Here is a 16743-nt window from a genome sequence, read left to right as displayed (position 1 = left end):
GCCACCATGGAATTTCTGCGCAACCGTATCGAATCCCAGTTGATGAGCCTGACGGGCCTGTCCCTCGGCAATCTGGACCTGGAGAGCCCCAAAGGCGACCCAGGGCTGTTCGGGCCGGACTCGGTAAGCTGGAAGGTCCATGGTGACTTCAGCAGCATGCTGATCGGTGGCATCAGCGCCTTGATGTTGCAGGCGCTGCATCCCCTGGCGTTGGCCGGCGTGTGGGACCATTCGAATTTTCGCCAGGACATGCTCGGGCGTTTGCGCCGCACTTCGCAGTTTATTTCCGGTACCACCTTTGGCTCGCGCCGCGACGCGTCATGGCTGATCGAAAAGGTGCGCACCATCCACCTGCAAGTGGTCGGGCATGCGCCTGACGGGCGTCCTTATGCGGCCAGCGATCCCGAATTGCTGACCTGGGTCCACGTCGCCGAAGTCAGCAGCTTTCTCGCGGCGCACCTGCGCTACAAAAACCCGGATTTATCGCCCAGGGATCAAGACCGCTACTACAGCGAAATAGCCCTGATCGCCGAACAGCTGGGAGCTCGGCATGTGCCGCGCTCACGGCAGGAAATTTCGGATTATCTGCAGCGGATTCGCCCACAACTGCTGTGTGACGAACGCAGCCGTGAAGTGCTGCGCCTGCTGCTCAACGCCCCGGCACCCAGCACCCTGGCCAAGCCGTTCGGCGCGCTGATGATGCAAGCGGGTATTGATCTGCTTCCGGACTGGGCCAACGACATGCTTGGCCAACAACAAAGCCCACTGCAACGCCAACTGATCCGCACTGGGGTCAGGCGCAGCGCGCCACTGCTGCGCTGGGCGATGCGCAACGGCTCGGTGCAGCGCGCCCACAGGCGCATGGGCCTGCTGTAACGCAGCTTTGTAGGAGCGGGCTTGCCAGCGAAAATCGTCAACGCTGACGCAACACGCCTGAAGAAACGCGGCGATGTCGAGTTTTTCGCGGGCAAGCCCGTTCCTGTAAAAGCCGCGACCCACAGGAGCTGTTAAACTTGCGCGCTTAAATTCCCCAGCAAGGCGCGCTCCATGTCGTCCCTGAATCAGGCGCTGCGCGCCGCCCTCGATCACCGCCAAGACCTGCTCGCCGAACTGCATGCCCAAGGCACCGATTGCTATCGGTTGTTCCATGGCAGCCAGGAAGGCGCCGGCGGCTTGACCATCGACCGCTACGGCCCGCAATTGATGGTGCAGAGCTTTCACCAGGCGCTGGACAGCGATGCACTGCTGCAATTGCACCTGATGATCAACCAGTACCTGGGGCTTGAATTGTTGCTGGTCTATAACGACCGCTCCCGAGGCAACTCGCGTATCGACCGCGAAGACACCGTATACCGCGCCGAGCCCGCCGCCCTGGAAGACCTGGTCGGCCATGAATGGGGCCTGAACTATCGCGTGCGCGGCCGCCATCCTGGGCAGGACCCGCTGCTGTTCCTGGACCTGCGCAACACCCGCGGCTGGGTCAAGGCCCACAGTGCCGGCAAAAGCGTACTTAACCTGTTTGCGTACACCTGCGGCGTCGGCCTCAGCGCAGCGGCCGGGGGTGCCCGTGAGGTGTGCAACCTGGACTTTGCGGAGGGCAACCTGGCAGTCGGCCGCGAGAACGGCGACCTGAACCCACAGTTGCCGCCCATGACGTTTGTACAGTCCGATTACTTTCCGGCCATCCGCCAACTGGCCGGGCTGCCGATCACCCAGCGTCGCGGGCAAAAACTGCCGAGCTACCCGCGCCTGGAACCACGTCAATATGACCTGGTGCTGCTCGACCCGCCGGCCTGGGCCAAGAGCGCCTTTGGGACCGTGGACTTGCTGCGTGACTACCAGAGCCTGCTCAAGCCGGCATTGCTGGCCACCGCACAAGATGGCGTGCTGATCTGCTGCAACAACCTGGCAAAAGTCAGCATGGACGACTGGCGCGAACAGGTCTTGCGCTGCGCTGAAAAGGCCGGCCGACCTGTACGCGACTGGAAAGTGATGACACCCGGTGCAGACTTTCCCTCACAAGACCAACAGCCCCCACTGAAGACCTTGATCCTGCAACTGTAGGATTGTCCTGAAAGGCTTGGCCTGGCGTAATAAAGGCGCGGTTCTTCGGAACCGCAAACCCGTGCCATACTCCAAGGCACTCCTGATTGATATAGATGGCGTCACCCATGTCCAAAGGATTGATTCGCGCCGCAGGCGCCTTGCTGACCGCCCTTGCACTCTACAGCTTGCTGGGCTTCCTGATTCTGCCCGGTATTGCCCTTCGCGTGGCCAACCAGCAGTTGGCCAACTACGCCACGGTACCGGCCCGTATCGAGCGTATCGAGCTCAACCCGTTCAGCCTGGAGCTGACCCTCTGGGGCCTGAAGATCGGCGAGCCCGGCAAGGAACAAGTGGGTTTTGAGCGTCTCTACGCCAACCTGCAGATCGACAGCCTCTGGACACGCGCCCTGCACCTGGCCGATGTGCAGCTGGACAAGCCCAGGACCGAAATCCTCTTCGACAAAGCCGGCACGCTCAACCTGGCGCAACTGTTCAAAGTACCGCCGAGCGAACCAACCCCCGATGACCCCGACAGCAAACCGTTCCCGCTGCGTATCGAACGCATCAAGCTGGCCGACGGCTACGTGCACTTTGAAGACGTGCGCCCCAGCGAGCCTATCGAGTTCCTCTACGACAAACTCGACTTTGAACTGAAAAACCTCAGCACCCTGCCCGAAGACAATGCCGACATGACCCTGGTCGCCGCCGGCCCCGAAGGCGGTCAGATCGACTGGACCGGCAATTTCAGCCTGGTACCGATCACCTCCGAAGGTAAGCTCAAGGTCACCGATGGCAAAATGAAGGTCTGGTGGCCCTATGTACGGGACGCCCTGCCGCTGGTCCTGGAAGACGGCATCCTCAACTTCAGCACCGACTACAAGCTGAACCTGGCCAAAGAAACCGAGCTGAACCTGACCAACGTCTCCGCGAGCATCGCGCCGTTCGCGATCAAGGCCCCGGATGGGCGGCCCCTGGCGCGCCTGGAACGCCTGGATGTCAGCGAAACCTCGATCGACCTGGCCAAGCAGCAAGTGATCGTTGGCAAGATCCGCAGTAACAAGCTCGAAACCTGGGCCGCCCGCGAAGCCGACGGCCAACTGGACTGGCAGAAACTGTTCGCCAGCCAGCCGAGCAAGCCGGCCACCAAGCCCGAGCCAGCCACGGCGCCCGCTACAGCCGATTCGCCGGAACCCGCACCCACAGCACCGAGCAAGCCTTGGCAAGTACTGCTCAAGGACGTGCAACTGCGCAACTACCAGGTGCACTTGGCTGATCGCCAGGTAAAACCTGCTGTGGCACTGGAACTGGGCCCGCTGAATGTCGATGTACAAGACTTCGACAGCCTCAATCAAAGCCCCTTCACCTTGAAGATCGACAGTGGCCTGGGCAAGCAGGGCAAGCTTCAGGCGAGCGGCCAGGTCAACCTGAACCCGGTCAGCGCCAAGCTGAAAGTCGACACCAAGGATATCGACCTGCGGGTTGCCCAATCCTATATCAGCCCGTTTATCCGCCTGGAACTGCGTAGCGGCATGCTCGGCAGCAACCTGGACGTGAACCTCAAGAGTACCGAGCCCCTCGCACTGCAGATCACCGGCCGGGCGCAAGTGGATCAGTTGCACACCCTCGATACCCTCAAGACCCGCGACTTCCTCAAGTGGCAGCGCCTGGTGGTTGAAGGCTTGAACTACCAGCACGGCAACAGCCTGTCGATCGACAAGATCAACCTGCTGCAACCCTATGCACGCTTTATGATCAACGACGACCGCACCACCAACGTCGATGATCTGCTGATCCCGCAACCGGCTGACAGCGGTGCCAAATCTACCGCCAAATCCAGCGCGAGCAACGAAAAGCCTTTGGGTATCCGCATCGGCCAGATCGCGATCAACGATGGTTCGGCCAACTTTGCCGACTTCAGCCTCACGCCGAACTTCGCCACAGCGATCCAGCAGCTCAATGGCCAGATCGGTACCATCGACAGCCGCCAGGCCAAGCCGGCCAGCGTCGATATCAAGGGTAAGGTCGACCGCTATGCGCCAGTGACCATCAAGGGCAGCGTGAATCCGTTTGACCCGATGGCCGCCCTGGATATCGCCACCAGCTTCAAACGCGTCGAGCTGACTACCCTGACCCCGTATTCCGGCAAATTTGCCGGGTTCCGTATCCGTAAGGGCCGGCTCAACCTCGATCTGCACTACGTGATCACCAAAGGCCAGTTGAAGGCCGAGAACAAGGTGGTAGTGGAGCAACTGCAACTGGGCGAGAAAGTCGATAGCGCAGATGCGGTGGACCTGCCGATTCGCCTGGCGATCGCCCTGCTCAAGGACACGGACGGCAAGATCTCCATCGAATTGCCGGTGACTGGCGACCTGAATAACCCGCAATTCAGCGTGATGCCGATTGTCTGGCAAACCCTGCGCAACCTGGTGGTACGCGCGGCGACGGCGCCGTTCAAGTTCATTGGCGGGCTGGTAACCGGTGGTGGCGCGCAGGATCTGGGCAACGTGTCGTTCGCCGCAGGTTCCAGCGCACTGAGCAAGGACGCCGAGTCGGCCCTGGACAGCCTCGCCAAGGCCCTCAAGGAGCGCCCTGCGCTGCGCCTGGAGATCGAAGGCACCGCGGCAGCCAGCAGCGACGGTCCGTTCCTGGCGGCCGAGCGGCTTGAGCGCGAGTATCAGTACAACTACTACAAGATTCTCCAGCGTCGCGGCGATAAAGTCCCGGCCCAGGCGTCGTTGCTTGTAGTACCTGAAAAGGAAAAAGCCCCGCTGCTCGAAGGCATCTATCGCACCCGCTTGAAGCAACAGCCACCGGCTGAGTGGAAAGACCTGGGCAGCGATGAACGCTCGGCGAAACTGCGCGACGGCGTGATCAAGTTCTGGAGCGGCAGCGACGTGCTGCTACGCCAACTGGGCCAGGACCGTGCCAGTACGATCAAGGACTATCTGGTCGACAAGGGCCAGTTGGAAGATGACCGGGTGTACTTCATCGATGCCAACCTGGGGCAGGCCGAGAAAGATGGCCGGGTTGTCACGCCAATGCACCTGGATGCCGAGTAACTACCGGCACCAGAAGTCTGAAGTGTAGGAGCTGGCTTGCCTGCGAAGGCGGTGGGTCAGCCAGCCTATTTGCCGCTGATACACCGCCATCGCAGCATAGGTATCTACACAATTTTGCTGCATCGCATAAACCCAGGCAGATAGGGCTGTTGTGGCGAGCGGGCTTGTCGGAACGCCACAGGGAAGATCGTCAGCTTCTGAAAGTTGTGTAGATACCTATGGCCATCGCAGGCAAGCCAGCTCCTACATTTGCTCTGCATAATCTGCAAAGATGAATTCCAACCCACAATAAAACGGGCCCCGACACAAGTGCCGGGGCCCGTAGTGACCACATCCCTGTGGTCGGTCGCATGAACCTGTAAGGTGCATTGAGCGGATATCTGCCTCGCTCTAGGCCGCCTGGGTTCAGTCGAGTTGTTAAGCGTTACTCTGCTTTCAGGCCGTCGGCCGATACAGCTTTAACGCCTTTGATTTTCTTGGTGATATTCACCGCAGTAGTTTTCTGCGCTTCAGTCACAGCGACCGAAGAGGACAGGGAAACTACGCCCTTGTTGGTTTCGACTTTGATATCGGTACCAGGAATGCCTTTCTCGGTTACCAGGTCAGCTTTCACTTTGGTAGTGATCCAGGTATCGGAAGTGGACTCTTTGGCGCCTGCAGCTGCGCTTTTGGTTTTGTCGATGTTGTCTGCCTTGGTAGCGCCGCCAGCCAGCAGGCCGTCAGCAGAAACCGCGGTTACACCTTTGATTTTCTTGGTGATCGCTACAGCGGTTGCTTTCTGCGAATCCGAAATGGCTACAGTCGACGACAGGGAAACCACACCTTTGTTGGTTTCAACCTTGATGTCCGAACCAGGAATGCCTTTTTCGGTCAGCAGATCAGACTTAACTTTAGTGGTGATCCAAGTATCCGAAACGCTTTCTTTTGCCTTGGTGGCTTCACCGGCCGCCAGGGTCATTGGAGCTTGGGAAGTCTGGGCAAAGGCCACGTTAGCACCCATGGCCAGGGTCAGAGCGGTAGCAGTAGCGAGAGCGAACTTCTTCATACGAGTAACTCCTGTTTTATTAAAAGTCTGCAGTGTGTGAACCTTGATGCTGCAGCGTTAACAGGAATATTGCAGGCAGTGTGCCAAGTCTAAACACTAAAATAAATCCTTATAAAACAACAAGTTAACAAAATAGGACTTTTTCGAAATCGTGCAACTTGCATGAAGACCTTCATGCCTGCATGCAAGTTGCGGCTTTTGCCCTTGGCTAAACGGCTGATTTACCGTCACTTTCCCAAAGCCATAAAAAAAGGACTCCGAAGAGTCCTCTTTTTCAGCGTGAAGCCTGGGAGTGATTAAACGCCCGAAGCCTTGGCTGCCGCTACGTCCTTGATGGACAGCTTGATACGGCCGCGGTTGTCCACGTCCAGTACCAGCACTTCCACTTCCTGGCCTTCTTTCAGAATGTCGGTCACTTTCTCAACGCGAGCGTCGCTCAGCATGGAGATGTGAACCAGGCCATCCTTGCCAGGCAGGATGTTGACGAATGCGCCGAAGTCGACGATGCGCTCAACCTTACCCACGTAGATCTTGCCGATCTCGGCTTCAGCGGTGATACCCAGTACGCGCTGACGTGCTGCTTCAGCCGCTTCCTTGGTTTCGCCGAAGATCTTGATCGAACCGTCGTCTTCGATATCGATCGAGGCCTTGGTTTCTTCACAGATCGCACGGATGGTCGCGCCACCTTTACCGATAACATCACGGATTTTGTCGGTGTCGATTTTCATCGCGATCATGGTCGGAGCATTTTCCGACAGCTCGGTGCGGGACTGACCAATGATCTGGTTCATCTGACCGAGGATGTTCAGGCGCGCTTCCAGGGCTTGGCCCAGGGCGATCTCCATGATCTCTTCGGTGATGCCCTTGATCTTGATGTCCATCTGCAGCGCGGTAACACCTTTGGCGGTACCGGCTACTTTGAAGTCCATGTCGCCCAGGTGGTCTTCGTCACCCAGGATGTCGGTCAGGATGGCGAACTTCTCGCCTTCTTTAACCAGACCCATGGCGATACCGGCGACCGGTGCCTTCATCGGCACACCGGCGTCCATCAGTGCCAGGGAAGCACCGCAAACGGAAGCCATGGAGCTGGAACCGTTCGACTCGGTGATTTCCGATACCACACGGATGGTGTACGGGAACACGTCGGCGGCCGGCAGCATGGCCGAAATCGAACGACGGGCCAGGCGGCCGTGACCGATTTCGCGACGACCAGCACCGCCCATGCGACCACACTCGCCCACCGAGAACGGAGGGAAGTTGTAGTGCAGCATGAAGGGGTCTTTTTTCTCGCCTTCCAGGGTGTCCAGCAGCTGTGCGTCACGGGCAGTACCCAGGGTCGCAACAACCAGGGCCTGGGTTTCACCACGGGTGAACAGGGCCGAACCGTGAGTCTTCGGCAGAACGCCGACTTCGATGTTCAGCGGGCGCACGGTGCGGGTGTCACGGCCGTCGATACGTGGCTTGCCGTTAACGATGTTTTCGCGAACGGTGCGGTATTCGATTTCACCGAAGGCTGCTTTGACTTCGCTGGAAGAAGGCTGACCTTCTTCGCCGGACAGCTTGGCAACGACTTGGTCCTTCAGCTCACCCAGGCGAGCGTAACGGTCGGCCTTGACAGTGATGGTGTAGGCGTCGGAGATAGCAGCGCCGAACTCGGAGCGGATAGCGCCCAGCAGTGCGGTGGCTTCTGGCTGAGGAGCCCAGGTCCAGGTTGGCTTGGCAGCTTCGGCGGCCAGTTCTTTAACGGCGTTGATCACGACCTGGAACTCGTCGTGAGCAAACAGTACGGCGCCCAGCATCTGGTCTTCGGTCAGCTCTTTGGCTTCCGATTCAACCATCAACACGGCTTCCGAAGTACCGGCAACGACCATGTCCAGGCTCGAGGCTTTCTGCTGCTCGTAAGTCGGGTTCAGCAGGTAGCCGGTGCTTTCGTGGAAAGCAACGCGAGCGGCGCCGATCGGGCCATCGAACGGAATGCCGGAGATGGCCAGGGCCGCCGAAGTACCGATCATCGCAGCGACGTCCGGATCGGTCTTCTTGCTGGTGGAAACGACGGTGCAGACAACCTGCACTTCGTTCATGAAGCCTTCTGGGAACAGCGGACGGATCGGACGGTCGATCAGTCGGGAAGTCAGGGTTTCTTTCTCGGAAGGACGGCCTTCGCGCTTGAAGAAACCGCCAGGGATCTTACCGGCAGCGTAAGTCTTTTCCTGGTAGTGAACGGACAGAGGGAAGAAGCCTTTGCTCGGGTCAGCGGTCTTGGCGCCAACAACGGTCACCAATACGGTGACGTCGTCGTCAACGGTGACCAGCACTGCGCCGGAGGCCTGACGGGCGATACGGCCTGTCTCGAGGGTAACGGTCGACTGACCGAACTGGAATTTTTTGATTACCGGGTTCACGGTGTCCTACCTTCTTTGTGGCTCTTGGGGAACTTGTCTTCTTGCGAAATTCTTGGGCAATGTCGGGAATCGGCCCAACCCTTGTCCAGGGTAAAACGTGTATCCAGATAAAACTTGAGGCTGGGAGCCTGCCATGGGCCAGCGGGAATCCCACTGACACACGGCAAACAACCAACCTCTAGCGCAATCGCTGATTAGCGACGCAGACCCAGGCGACCGATCAGAGTCTGATAACGACCCAGATCCTTGCCTTTCAGGTAGTCCAGCAGCTTACGGCGCTGGTTTACCATGCGGATCAGACCACGACGGGAGTGGTGATCTTTACCGTTGGCCTTGAAGTGACCTTGCAGCTTGTTGATGTTGTGGGTCAGCAGTGCAACTTGCACTTCTGGCGAACCAGTGTCACCAACAGCTTGCTGATAGTCAGCTACGATTTGTGCTTTTTCTTGAACGTCGAGAGCCATGAGGCAATCCTTTTTTCAGGAAACCACCCAAAGGGTAGTTTCAACAGGCCAGGGACAAATCCCTGTATCTAAAAATGAGTAGTGACCGTGCCTGTTAACAGCCACCCTCGTCCGGTCATTCTGACCGAATCAGTCGACGCGGCGCGATGCGCCCGTCTTCGCTCACTTCACCGATACCGATAAAGCGACCGTTGTGATCTTGTACCCGCACCATGCCGAACTTCGGCGCATCCGGAGCGCGTACCGGTTGGCCGTTAAGCCAGTAGAACGCGCTGTGCTCCGAGAAGTGCAGCAATGGCCAATCCAGCAAACCGCTGTCCGATGGCATCAGGAAGCGATCAACTGCTTCGTTGCCGCCTTCGGCATGCACGGCTTCCAACTCTTCCAGCGTGACCGTCTGGGCCAGGGTGAAAGGGCCTGCCTGTGTGCGTCGCAGTTCTGCAACGTACGCGCCGCAACCGAGTTGTTCACCAATATCTTCCACCAGGGTACGGATATAGGTGCCTTTGCTGCAGTCCACGGCCAAACGGGCGGTCTCGCCTTCACAGGCGAGCAATTCCAAGCGCGCAATAGTAACAGAACGCGGTTCACGCTCCACTACTTCGCCCGCACGTGCCAGCTTGTAAAGAGGCTGGCCATCACGCTTGAGAGCCGAGTACATCGGCGGTATCTGACTGATTTGCCCACGAAAAGCGGGTAAGGCAGCCTCAATATCTGCACGACCAACGGTCACGTCGCGAACCTGCAGAACATCACCTTCGGCATCGGCCGTGGTAGTGGTCTTGCCCAGTTGCATCAGGGTTTCGTAACCCTTGTCCGAATCGAGCAGGTACTGGGAGAACTTGGTAGCCTCCCCGAAACACAATGGCAATACGCCAGTCGCCAGGGGATCAAGGCTACCGGTGTGCCCCGCCTTCTCGGCATTGAGCAGCCAGCGGACCTTCTGCAAAGCGGCATTGGAGGTAAAGCCAATGGGCTTGTCGAGCAGGATGATACCGCTGACGTTACGACGGATACGTTTGACCTGAGCCACCGCTTACTCCTTGGCGTCTTCAGGTGTGGACGGATGCTGATTGTCTTCAGCCACTGCACGTTCGATCAGGGCCGACAGATGCGCACCACGCACGACGCTTTCGTCGTAGTGGAAGTGCAACTGCGGCACGCTGCGCAGCTTCATCTCGCGGGCCAACTGCATCCGCAAAAACCCTGCGGCGGAGTTGAGCACCTTGATGCTTTGCGCGATCTCTTCACTGTTGTCCTGGCCCATCACGGTGATGAAGATCTTCGCGTGACCAACGTCACGGCTCACTTCAACAGCGGTGATGGTGACCAGGCCAACGCGCGGGTCTTTGACTTCGCGACGGATCAGTTGGGCCAGCTCGCGCTGCATCTGATCGCCGATACGTTGGGTACGGCTGTATTCTTTTGCCATGTCTTGTTACCTGTTACTGCCACACGGTGAAACCCGTGGGGTCTGAAAGCGGCAAACGCCCGGCCTGACAAAAGCCAGACCGGGCGTTGCGTTTAGAGTCCGGACACTACGCGGGGCATTTGCATGCCCACACGCGGCGTGGCTCCTGAAGTGCGCGAGTTAGAGGCTGCGAGCAACCTGGACCTTCTCGTAAACTTCGATCTTGTCGCCAGGCTTGACGTCGTTGTAGCTCTTGACGCCGATACCGCATTCCATGCCGGCACGCACTTCGGAAGCGTCATCCTTGAAGCGGCGCAGGGATTCCAGCTCGCCTTCGAAGATAACGATGTCTTCACGCAGTACACGGATTGGACGGTTGCGGTACACAGTACCTTCGATAACCATGCAACCGGCAATCGCGCCGAACTTCGGCGAACGGAACACGTCACGAACTTCAGCGATACCCAGGATATTCTCCCGGACGTCACTGCCAAGCATGCCGGTGAGGGCCTTCTTGACGTCTTCGATGATGTCGTAGATGACGTTGTAGTAACGCATGTCCAGGCCTTCCTGCTCGACGATCTTCCGTGCGCCAGCATCGGCACGCACGTTGAAGCCGAACAGTACAGCGTTGGAAGCCAGTGCCAGGTTGGCGTCGGACTCGGTGATACCACCGACACCGCCACCGACAACACGCACTTGCACTTCGTCGTTACCCAGGCCGTTCAAGGCGCCGTTCAACGCTTCGAGGGAACCACGGACGTCAGATTTGAGGACGATGTTGAGCGTCTTCTTCTCTGCCTGGCCCATGTTCTCGAAGATGTTTTCCAGCTTGCCGGCGTGAGCACGGGCCAGTTTGACTTCGCGGAACTTGCCTTGACGGAACAGAGCCACTTCACGGGCTTTCTTCTCGTCCGACAGTACGCTCATCTCGTCGCCAGCGTCCGGGGTACCGTCCAGGCCGAGGATCTCGACAGGGATGGATGGACCCGCTTCCTTGATTGGCTTGCCGTTCTCGTCGAGCATGGCACGTACACGGCCATAGTTCGAACCGACCAGCACCATGTCGCCTTGGCGCAGGGTACCGTCTTGAACCAGAACGGTAGCAACCGGGCCACGACCTTTGTCGAGACGCGATTCAACCACAACACCACGACCCGGGGCCGATGGGGTTGCCTTGAGTTCCAGGACTTCGGCTTGCAGCAGAACAGCTTCGAGCAGTTCGTCTACGCCGGTACCGACCTTCGCCGAAACCGAAACGAACGGCGTATCACCACCCCACTCTTCGGAAGTCACACCGTGAACCGACAGTTCGCTACGGATGCGATCAAGATCAGCGCCCGGCTTGTCGATTTTGTTCACGGCAACAACCAGTGGAACACCAGCGGCCTTGGCGTGCTGGACAGCTTCAATGGTCTGCGGCATTACGCCGTCGTCCGCTGCAACTACCAGGATCACGATGTCGGTCGCCTTGGCACCACGGGCACGCATTGCGGTAAACGCGGCGTGACCTGGGGTGTCAAGGAAGGTGACCATACCGCGCTCGGTTTCAACGTGGTATGCACCGATGTGCTGGGTGATACCACCGGCTTCGCCGGCAGCTACCTTGGCACGACGGATGTAGTCGAGCAGCGAGGTCTTACCATGGTCAACGTGACCCATTACGGTCACGACTGGCGCACGGGAGAAGGTCTCGCCTTCAAACTTAAGGGACTCGGCCAGGGAGTCTTCCAGGGCGGTGTCGCTGACCAGGGTCACTTTGTGGCCCAGTTCTTCGGCTACCAGTTGAGCAGTTTCCTGGTCAAGCACCTGGTTGATGGTCGCTGGAGTACCCAGTTTGAACATGAACTTGATGATTTCAGCAGCCTTGACCGACATCTGATTGGCCAAATCGCCAACAGTGATGGTCTCACCGATCTGCACATCACGCACGACAGGGCCGGTTGGGCTCTGGAAACCGTGGGCGTTGCGTTTCTTCAGCTTGGCCTTGCCGCGACCACCACGACGGAAGCCATCGCTTTCTTCGTCGGTAGTACGTGGCGCAACGCGTGGAGCAGGCGCTTTCTCTTTGACCGAGGCACGATGCGGAGCGTTTTTACGCTCGCCATCGCCACCACCACTGCGACGATTGTTATCGTCGGCACGTGGCTTGTCCGGACGACGAGGTTCGTCGCGCTTGCGAGCGTCAGCAGCAGGTGCTGGTGCAGCGGCAACCGGAGCAGCCTCACGCACAGCTTCAACAGGCGCTGCAGGAGCGGCGACTGCATCAGTAGCGGATTGCGCAGCAGCAGGCTGGCGACGCGCTTCTTCTTCGGCGCGACGCTTGGCTTCTTCTTCAGCCTTCTGACGTGCAGCATTTTCTACTGCGCGACGTTCGTCCATCTCGCGTTTGCGCTCGGCTTCGATTTCTTCCGGGCTGCGCTGTACGAAGACTTTCTTCTTACGTACTTCAACGCTGATGCTCTTGCTACCAGCCACCCGCAGGGTGCTGGTTGTTTTGCGCTGCAATGTAATCTTGCGCGGTTCTTCCACTTTCGCCTTGTGGCTGCTTTTCAAGTGAGTCAGCAACGATTGCTTCTCACTGTCGCTCACATGTTCCTCGGCGGCGGTGTGCGGCAGACCTGCCTCACGCATCTGCTGCAACAGGCGCTCTACCGGTGTTTTGACCTCATCGGCCAGTTGTTTCACCGTGACTTGCGTCATGCACTTCTCTCCTCAGGCCGCGCCTAATTACTCGAACCAATGGGCTCGGGCGGCCATGATCAACTTGCCGGCACGATCATCGTCAATGCCGTCGATGTCGAGCAGGTCGTCAATAGACTGCTCGGCCAGGTCTTCGCGGGTAATTACGCCGCGCACCGCCAGTTCCATCGCCAAATCCTTGTCCATACCCTCAAGCGAGAGCAGGTCTTCGGCCGGATGGGCGTCTGCCAGCTTTTCCTCAGTAGCGATGGCTTTAGTCAACAAGCGATCCTTGGCCCGAGCGCGAAGCTCGTTGACGGTGTCTTCGTCAAAGCCGTCGATGTTGAGCATTTCCTCCACCGGTACGTAGGCAATCTCTTCCAGGCTGGTGAAGCCTTCATCTACCAGCACCTGTGCCAGATCTTCGTCGACTTCCAGCTCGTCGATGAAGTTGCGCAGGATATCGCCGGTTTCTGCTTGCTGCTTAGCCTGGATGTCCGATTCGGTCATGACGTTCAGGGTCCAACCAGTCAACTGGCTGGCCAGACGCACGTTCTGACCACCGCGACCGATGGCCTGGGCCAGATTGTCTGCGCCAACGGCGATGTCCATTGCATGGGCATCTTCGTCAACAATAATTGCCGCAACTTCGGCCGGGGACATGGCGTTGATCACGAACTGCGCTGGGTTATCGTCCCACAGCACGATATCCACGCGCTCACCGCCCAATTCGCCCGACACTGCCTGGACGCGCGAACCGCGCATACCAATGCAAGCGCCTTGCGGGTCGATGCGTTTGTCCTTGGAGCGGACCGCGATCTTGGCACGCGAACCCGGGTCGCGGGACGCAGCCATGACTTCGATCAGGCCTTCGGCAATTTCCGGCACTTCGATACGGAACAGCTCGATCAACATTTCCGGCGCAGTACGCGACAGGATCAGTTGAGGGCCGCGGTTCTCAGTGCGGATTTCCTTGAGTAGCGCGCGCAAACGCACGCCAACACGGAAGGTTTCGCGGGAAATGATGTCTTCACGGGCCAACAACGCTTCTGCGTTGTTACCCAGGTCGACGATCACGTTGTCGCGAGTCACTTTCTTCACGGTGCCGGAGATGATTTCCCCCAGGCGCTCGCGATAGGCATCAACAACCTGGGCGCGCTCGGCTTCGCGAACCTTTTGCACGATGACCTGCTTGGCAGTCTGTGCAGCGATGCGGCCGAACTCGATGGACTCGATCTTTTCCTCGACGACGTCACCAACCTGGGCACCAGGATGCGTTAACGCAACCTTGCTCGGCCAGGTTTCGATGGCCGGATCATCAAGATCGGCTTCTTCGACGACCGTCCAGCGACGGAACGTCTCATAGGCTCCGGTGTGGCGATTGATTTCCACACGCAGATCAACTTCGTCTTCAAAACGCTTTTTGGTAGCAGTGGCCAGGGCCAGCTCCAGCGCTTCAAAAATCACGTTTGCCGGTACGCCCTTTTCATTGGATACCGACTCAACAACCAGCAGTACTTCTTTGCTCATCGTACGCCTCGCCTTTCGCAAGCCATTGGATCCGCGGGATCCGCAGTTTCTGGCACGTCTCAGTCAAAACTGGGAATAATGTTGGCCTTGTCGATCATATCGATCGGCAACAGGAACTCGTGGTCTTCTACCTGCACCACTACATCCTGTTCTTCTACACCGCGCAGAAGGCCCTGAAAGTTGCGTCGCCCTTCGAAAGGAGATCGCAGCTTGATCTTCACTTGTTCACCGGCATATTTAGCAAACTGCTCAATAGTGAACAGTGGGCGTTCCATGCCTGGCGAGGAAACTTCGAGGGTGTATTCAACGGCGATCGGATCTTCAACATCCAGGACACCACTGATCTGACGGCTGACGATGGCACAATCGTCCACCAGCACGCCGCCCTCTTTATCGATATAAACGCGCAACATTGAGTGGCGACCTTGAGCCGAAAACTCAATACCCCAGCATTCATAGCCTAGGGCCACGACCACCGGGGCCAGCAAGGCCTGCAACTCTTCTAGCTTGCTCGACACCTGAACCCCCTCGTGCATGTATGTGCATGCTGTGCAAAATAAAAAAATGGGCGAAACGCCCATCCTTGAAACGCCGTCGAACAGCGGCGTTGAAAGTGTCCAGCTAACAAAAAGCCCCTTAAAAGGGGCTCCGCTAAAACTGGTTGCGGGGGCCGGATTTGAACCGACGACCTTCGGGTTATGAGCCCGACGAGCTACCAGACTGCTCCACCCCGCGACAAAGCTGGGGCGGAAGTATACGACCGATCCCTTACAGGGTCAATGTAACCTTCCACCTACAAGAAAGCCCGCAACAGCGGGCTCTCCTGATAATTGGTACCGAGAAGGGGACTCGAACCCCTACACCCTATGGGCACAACCACCTCAAGGTTGCGTGTCTACCAATTCCACCACCTCGGCAATACAGCGTTTACAACCTTCTTACTTCTGCTCTTGAGCTGGAGGCACGTCAGTCGCTGGAGTAGCCGACTTTTGCTCTTGAAGCACCGGGACATCATCAGAAGCCGGTTTTGCTTTTGGAACTTCCAACACTGCTGGATCTGGCAAACCTGCTTGAGTCAGCACATGAGCTTTCTCTTTAGCAAAGTAACCTAACCCCAGGCTGGTTATGAAGAAACCGGCGGCAAGTATAGCAGTAAACTTACTAAGAAAGGTAGAGGAACCTTGGCTTCCGAACACAGTATTTGAAGCACCTGCCCCGAAAGACGCACCAGCGTCCGCACCTTTACCCTGTTGCAGCAATACCAAGGCAACAACGCCCAGTGCACCCAACAGATGAAAAACGACTACGACTGTTTCCAGCATTTTCTCAGTTTCCCGCGGCGCGACAAATCGCACCGAACTCATCTGCATTCAGGGAAGCTCCACCAATGAGCCCCCCATCGATATCCGGCATGCCGAACAGTTCGACCGCATTGGCCGCCTTCACGCTGCCGCCGTATAGAAGCCGCACACCTTGCGCGACCTCAGAATTCTCTGCCGCCAACTGCGCGCGGATGGCTGCGTGCACATCCTGCGCCTGTTGCGGTGTAGCAGTCAGCCCGGTGCCAATGGCCCAGACCGGCTCGTAAGCAATCACTGCCTTTGCAAATGCACCAACACCCAGCTCCTCGATGATGCTGCCCAGCTGACGCGAGACAACTTCAAGAGTCTTGCCGGATTCACGCTGCTCAAGGGTCTCCCCTATGCACAACACGGGAATCAGGCCACAAGCCTGTGCCGCTGCGAACTTGCGGTTGAGTGTCCCATCACGCTCGCCCATCATCTGACGGCGCTCGGAGTGCCCAACGAGCACATAGGAACAACCTGCATCAACCAGCTGACTCGGTGCAATTTCACCAGTCAACGCACCCTGCATGGCTTCTACTGCGGAATTCTGCGCGCCGACCTGGATCGACTTGCCTTTCAAGCCATCAACCACTTGGTTGATATGCAAGCAAGGCGGGAATACCGCGATATCGACACCACTCGGCAGTGCCAAGTGACGAAGGCCATTGACCAGCTCAGCGACACTGGCGCGGGTACCGTGCATCTTCCAGTTACCAGCTACCATAGTGCGACGCATGCTGTACCTCGTCGGTCAAAGT

At 58.1% G+C, this 16743-nt stretch carries 13 protein-coding genes and 2 tRNA genes; 3 read left to right on the top strand and 12 right to left on the bottom strand.

Annotation, left to right across the window (positions count from 1 at the left end; genetic code table 11):
- Positions 1-6 precede the first annotated feature (6 nt).
- The 3 genes from GDV60_RS04715 (at position 7) to GDV60_RS04705 (ending at position 5105) form a co-directional block, all read left to right on the top strand.
- The gene (locus GDV60_RS04715) at positions 7-876 is read left to right on the top strand and encodes an oxygenase MpaB family protein (RefSeq protein ID WP_029298961.1); all 870 of its coding nucleotides are present in this window, start codon (positions 7-9) and stop codon (positions 874-876) included.
- 171 nt (positions 877-1047) lie between these two features.
- Positions 1048-2064, top strand: coding sequence for a class I SAM-dependent rRNA methyltransferase (locus GDV60_RS04710; RefSeq protein WP_133715801.1), 1017 nt, complete (start codon positions 1048-1050; stop codon positions 2062-2064).
- A gap of 107 nt (positions 2065-2171) precedes the next feature.
- Entirely contained in the window at positions 2172-5105 is a 2934-nt protein-coding gene (locus GDV60_RS04705; protein ID WP_070994375.1) for a DUF748 domain-containing protein, read from the top strand.
- A 424-nt stretch (positions 5106-5529) separates the two neighbouring features.
- On the opposite strand, the gene GDV60_RS04700 is transcribed toward GDV60_RS04705, so the two are convergent.
- The 12 genes from GDV60_RS04700 to tpiA all read right to left on the bottom strand — a co-directional run bounded on the left by GDV60_RS04700 (position 5530) and on the right by tpiA (position 16721).
- Positions 5530-6150, bottom strand: coding sequence for a BON domain-containing protein (locus tag GDV60_RS04700; protein WP_029298967.1), 621 nt, complete (start codon positions 6148-6150; stop codon positions 5530-5532).
- Between the two features lie 296 nt (positions 6151-6446).
- Positions 6447-8552 carry a polyribonucleotide nucleotidyltransferase gene (gene pnp, locus GDV60_RS04695; RefSeq protein WP_029298969.1) on the bottom strand — a complete coding sequence of 702 codons (2106 nt, stop codon included), beginning with the start codon at positions 8550-8552 and terminating at the stop codon, positions 6447-6449.
- Between the two features lie 194 nt (positions 8553-8746).
- Positions 8747-9016, bottom strand: coding sequence for a 30S ribosomal protein S15 (rpsO, locus tag GDV60_RS04690; protein ID WP_003177875.1), 270 nt, complete (start codon positions 9014-9016; stop codon positions 8747-8749).
- Between the two features lie 115 nt (positions 9017-9131).
- Complete coding sequence (gene truB / locus GDV60_RS04685; RefSeq protein WP_104911564.1) at positions 9132-10049, bottom strand: tRNA pseudouridine(55) synthase TruB; 918 nt, start codon at positions 10047-10049, stop codon at positions 9132-9134.
- Positions 10050-10052: 3 nt separating this feature from the next.
- On the bottom strand, positions 10053-10448 hold the full coding sequence (gene rbfA, locus GDV60_RS04680) for a 30S ribosome-binding factor RbfA (RefSeq protein WP_029298974.1): 396 nt from the start codon (positions 10446-10448) through the stop codon (positions 10053-10055).
- Positions 10449-10607: 159 nt separating this feature from the next.
- Positions 10608-13130 (bottom strand): translation initiation factor IF-2, encoded by a 2523-nt coding sequence (gene infB / locus GDV60_RS04675; RefSeq protein WP_029298975.1) that lies wholly within the window; start codon positions 13128-13130, stop codon positions 10608-10610.
- 27 nt (positions 13131-13157) lie between these two features.
- Positions 13158-14639, bottom strand: a complete 1482-nt coding sequence (gene nusA / locus GDV60_RS04670; protein ID WP_029298976.1) for a transcription termination factor NusA — start codon at positions 14637-14639, stop codon at positions 13158-13160.
- Between the two features lie 59 nt (positions 14640-14698).
- Positions 14699-15157 (bottom strand): ribosome maturation factor RimP, encoded by a 459-nt coding sequence (rimP, locus tag GDV60_RS04665; protein ID WP_032867412.1) that lies wholly within the window; start codon positions 15155-15157, stop codon positions 14699-14701.
- Positions 15158-15297: 140 nt separating this feature from the next.
- A tRNA-Met gene (locus GDV60_RS04660) sits at positions 15298-15374 on the bottom strand.
- Between the two features lie 96 nt (positions 15375-15470).
- Positions 15471-15556: transfer RNA gene (locus GDV60_RS04655), tRNA-Leu, on the bottom strand.
- 21 nt (positions 15557-15577) lie between these two features.
- Positions 15578-15961, bottom strand: a complete 384-nt coding sequence (gene secG, locus GDV60_RS04650; RefSeq protein WP_029298979.1) for a preprotein translocase subunit SecG — start codon at positions 15959-15961, stop codon at positions 15578-15580.
- Positions 15962-15965: 4 nt separating this feature from the next.
- The gene (tpiA, locus tag GDV60_RS04645; RefSeq protein WP_070994377.1) at positions 15966-16721 is read right to left on the bottom strand and encodes a triose-phosphate isomerase; all 756 of its coding nucleotides are present in this window, start codon (positions 16719-16721) and stop codon (positions 15966-15968) included.
- Positions 16722-16743: the final 22 nt, after the last annotated feature.

It is taken from the genome of Pseudomonas sp. DTU12.1, assembly GCF_009873475.1.
Lineage (GTDB): Bacteria > Pseudomonadota > Gammaproteobacteria > Pseudomonadales > Pseudomonadaceae > Aquipseudomonas > Aquipseudomonas proteolytica.
Note: the sequence above shows the minus strand (reverse complement) of the source record. Positions and strands in the feature narration are given on the sequence as shown.

Bases quoted from the DNA above. Each gene is read 5' to 3' on its own strand.
- GDV60_RS04715 (WP_029298961.1), top strand. From the start codon at position 7: ATGGAATTTCTGCGCAACCGTATCGAATCCCAGTTGATGAGCCTGACG.
- GDV60_RS04700 (WP_029298967.1), bottom strand. From the start codon at position 6,150: ATGAAGAAGTTCGCTCTCGCTACTGCTACCGCTCTGACCCTGGCCATG.
- infB (WP_029298975.1), bottom strand. From the start codon at position 13,130: ATGACGCAAGTCACGGTGAAACAACTGGCCGATGAGGTCAAAACACCG.
- nusA (WP_029298976.1), bottom strand. From the start codon at position 14,639: ATGAGCAAAGAAGTACTGCTGGTTGTTGAGTCGGTATCCAATGAAAAG.
- rpsO (WP_003177875.1), bottom strand. From the start codon at position 9,016: ATGGCTCTCGACGTTCAAGAAAAAGCACAAATCGTAGCTGACTATCAG.
- tpiA (WP_070994377.1), bottom strand. From the start codon at position 16,721: ATGCGTCGCACTATGGTAGCTGGTAACTGGAAGATGCACGGTACCCGC.
- secG (WP_029298979.1), bottom strand. From the start codon at position 15,961: ATGCTGGAAACAGTCGTAGTCGTTTTTCATCTGTTGGGTGCACTGGGC.
- rbfA (WP_029298974.1), bottom strand. From the start codon at position 10,448: ATGGCAAAAGAATACAGCCGTACCCAACGTATCGGCGATCAGATGCAG.
- GDV60_RS04705 (WP_070994375.1), top strand. From the start codon at position 2,172: ATGTCCAAAGGATTGATTCGCGCCGCAGGCGCCTTGCTGACCGCCCTT.
- GDV60_RS04710 (WP_133715801.1), top strand. From the start codon at position 1,048: ATGTCGTCCCTGAATCAGGCGCTGCGCGCCGCCCTCGATCACCGCCAA.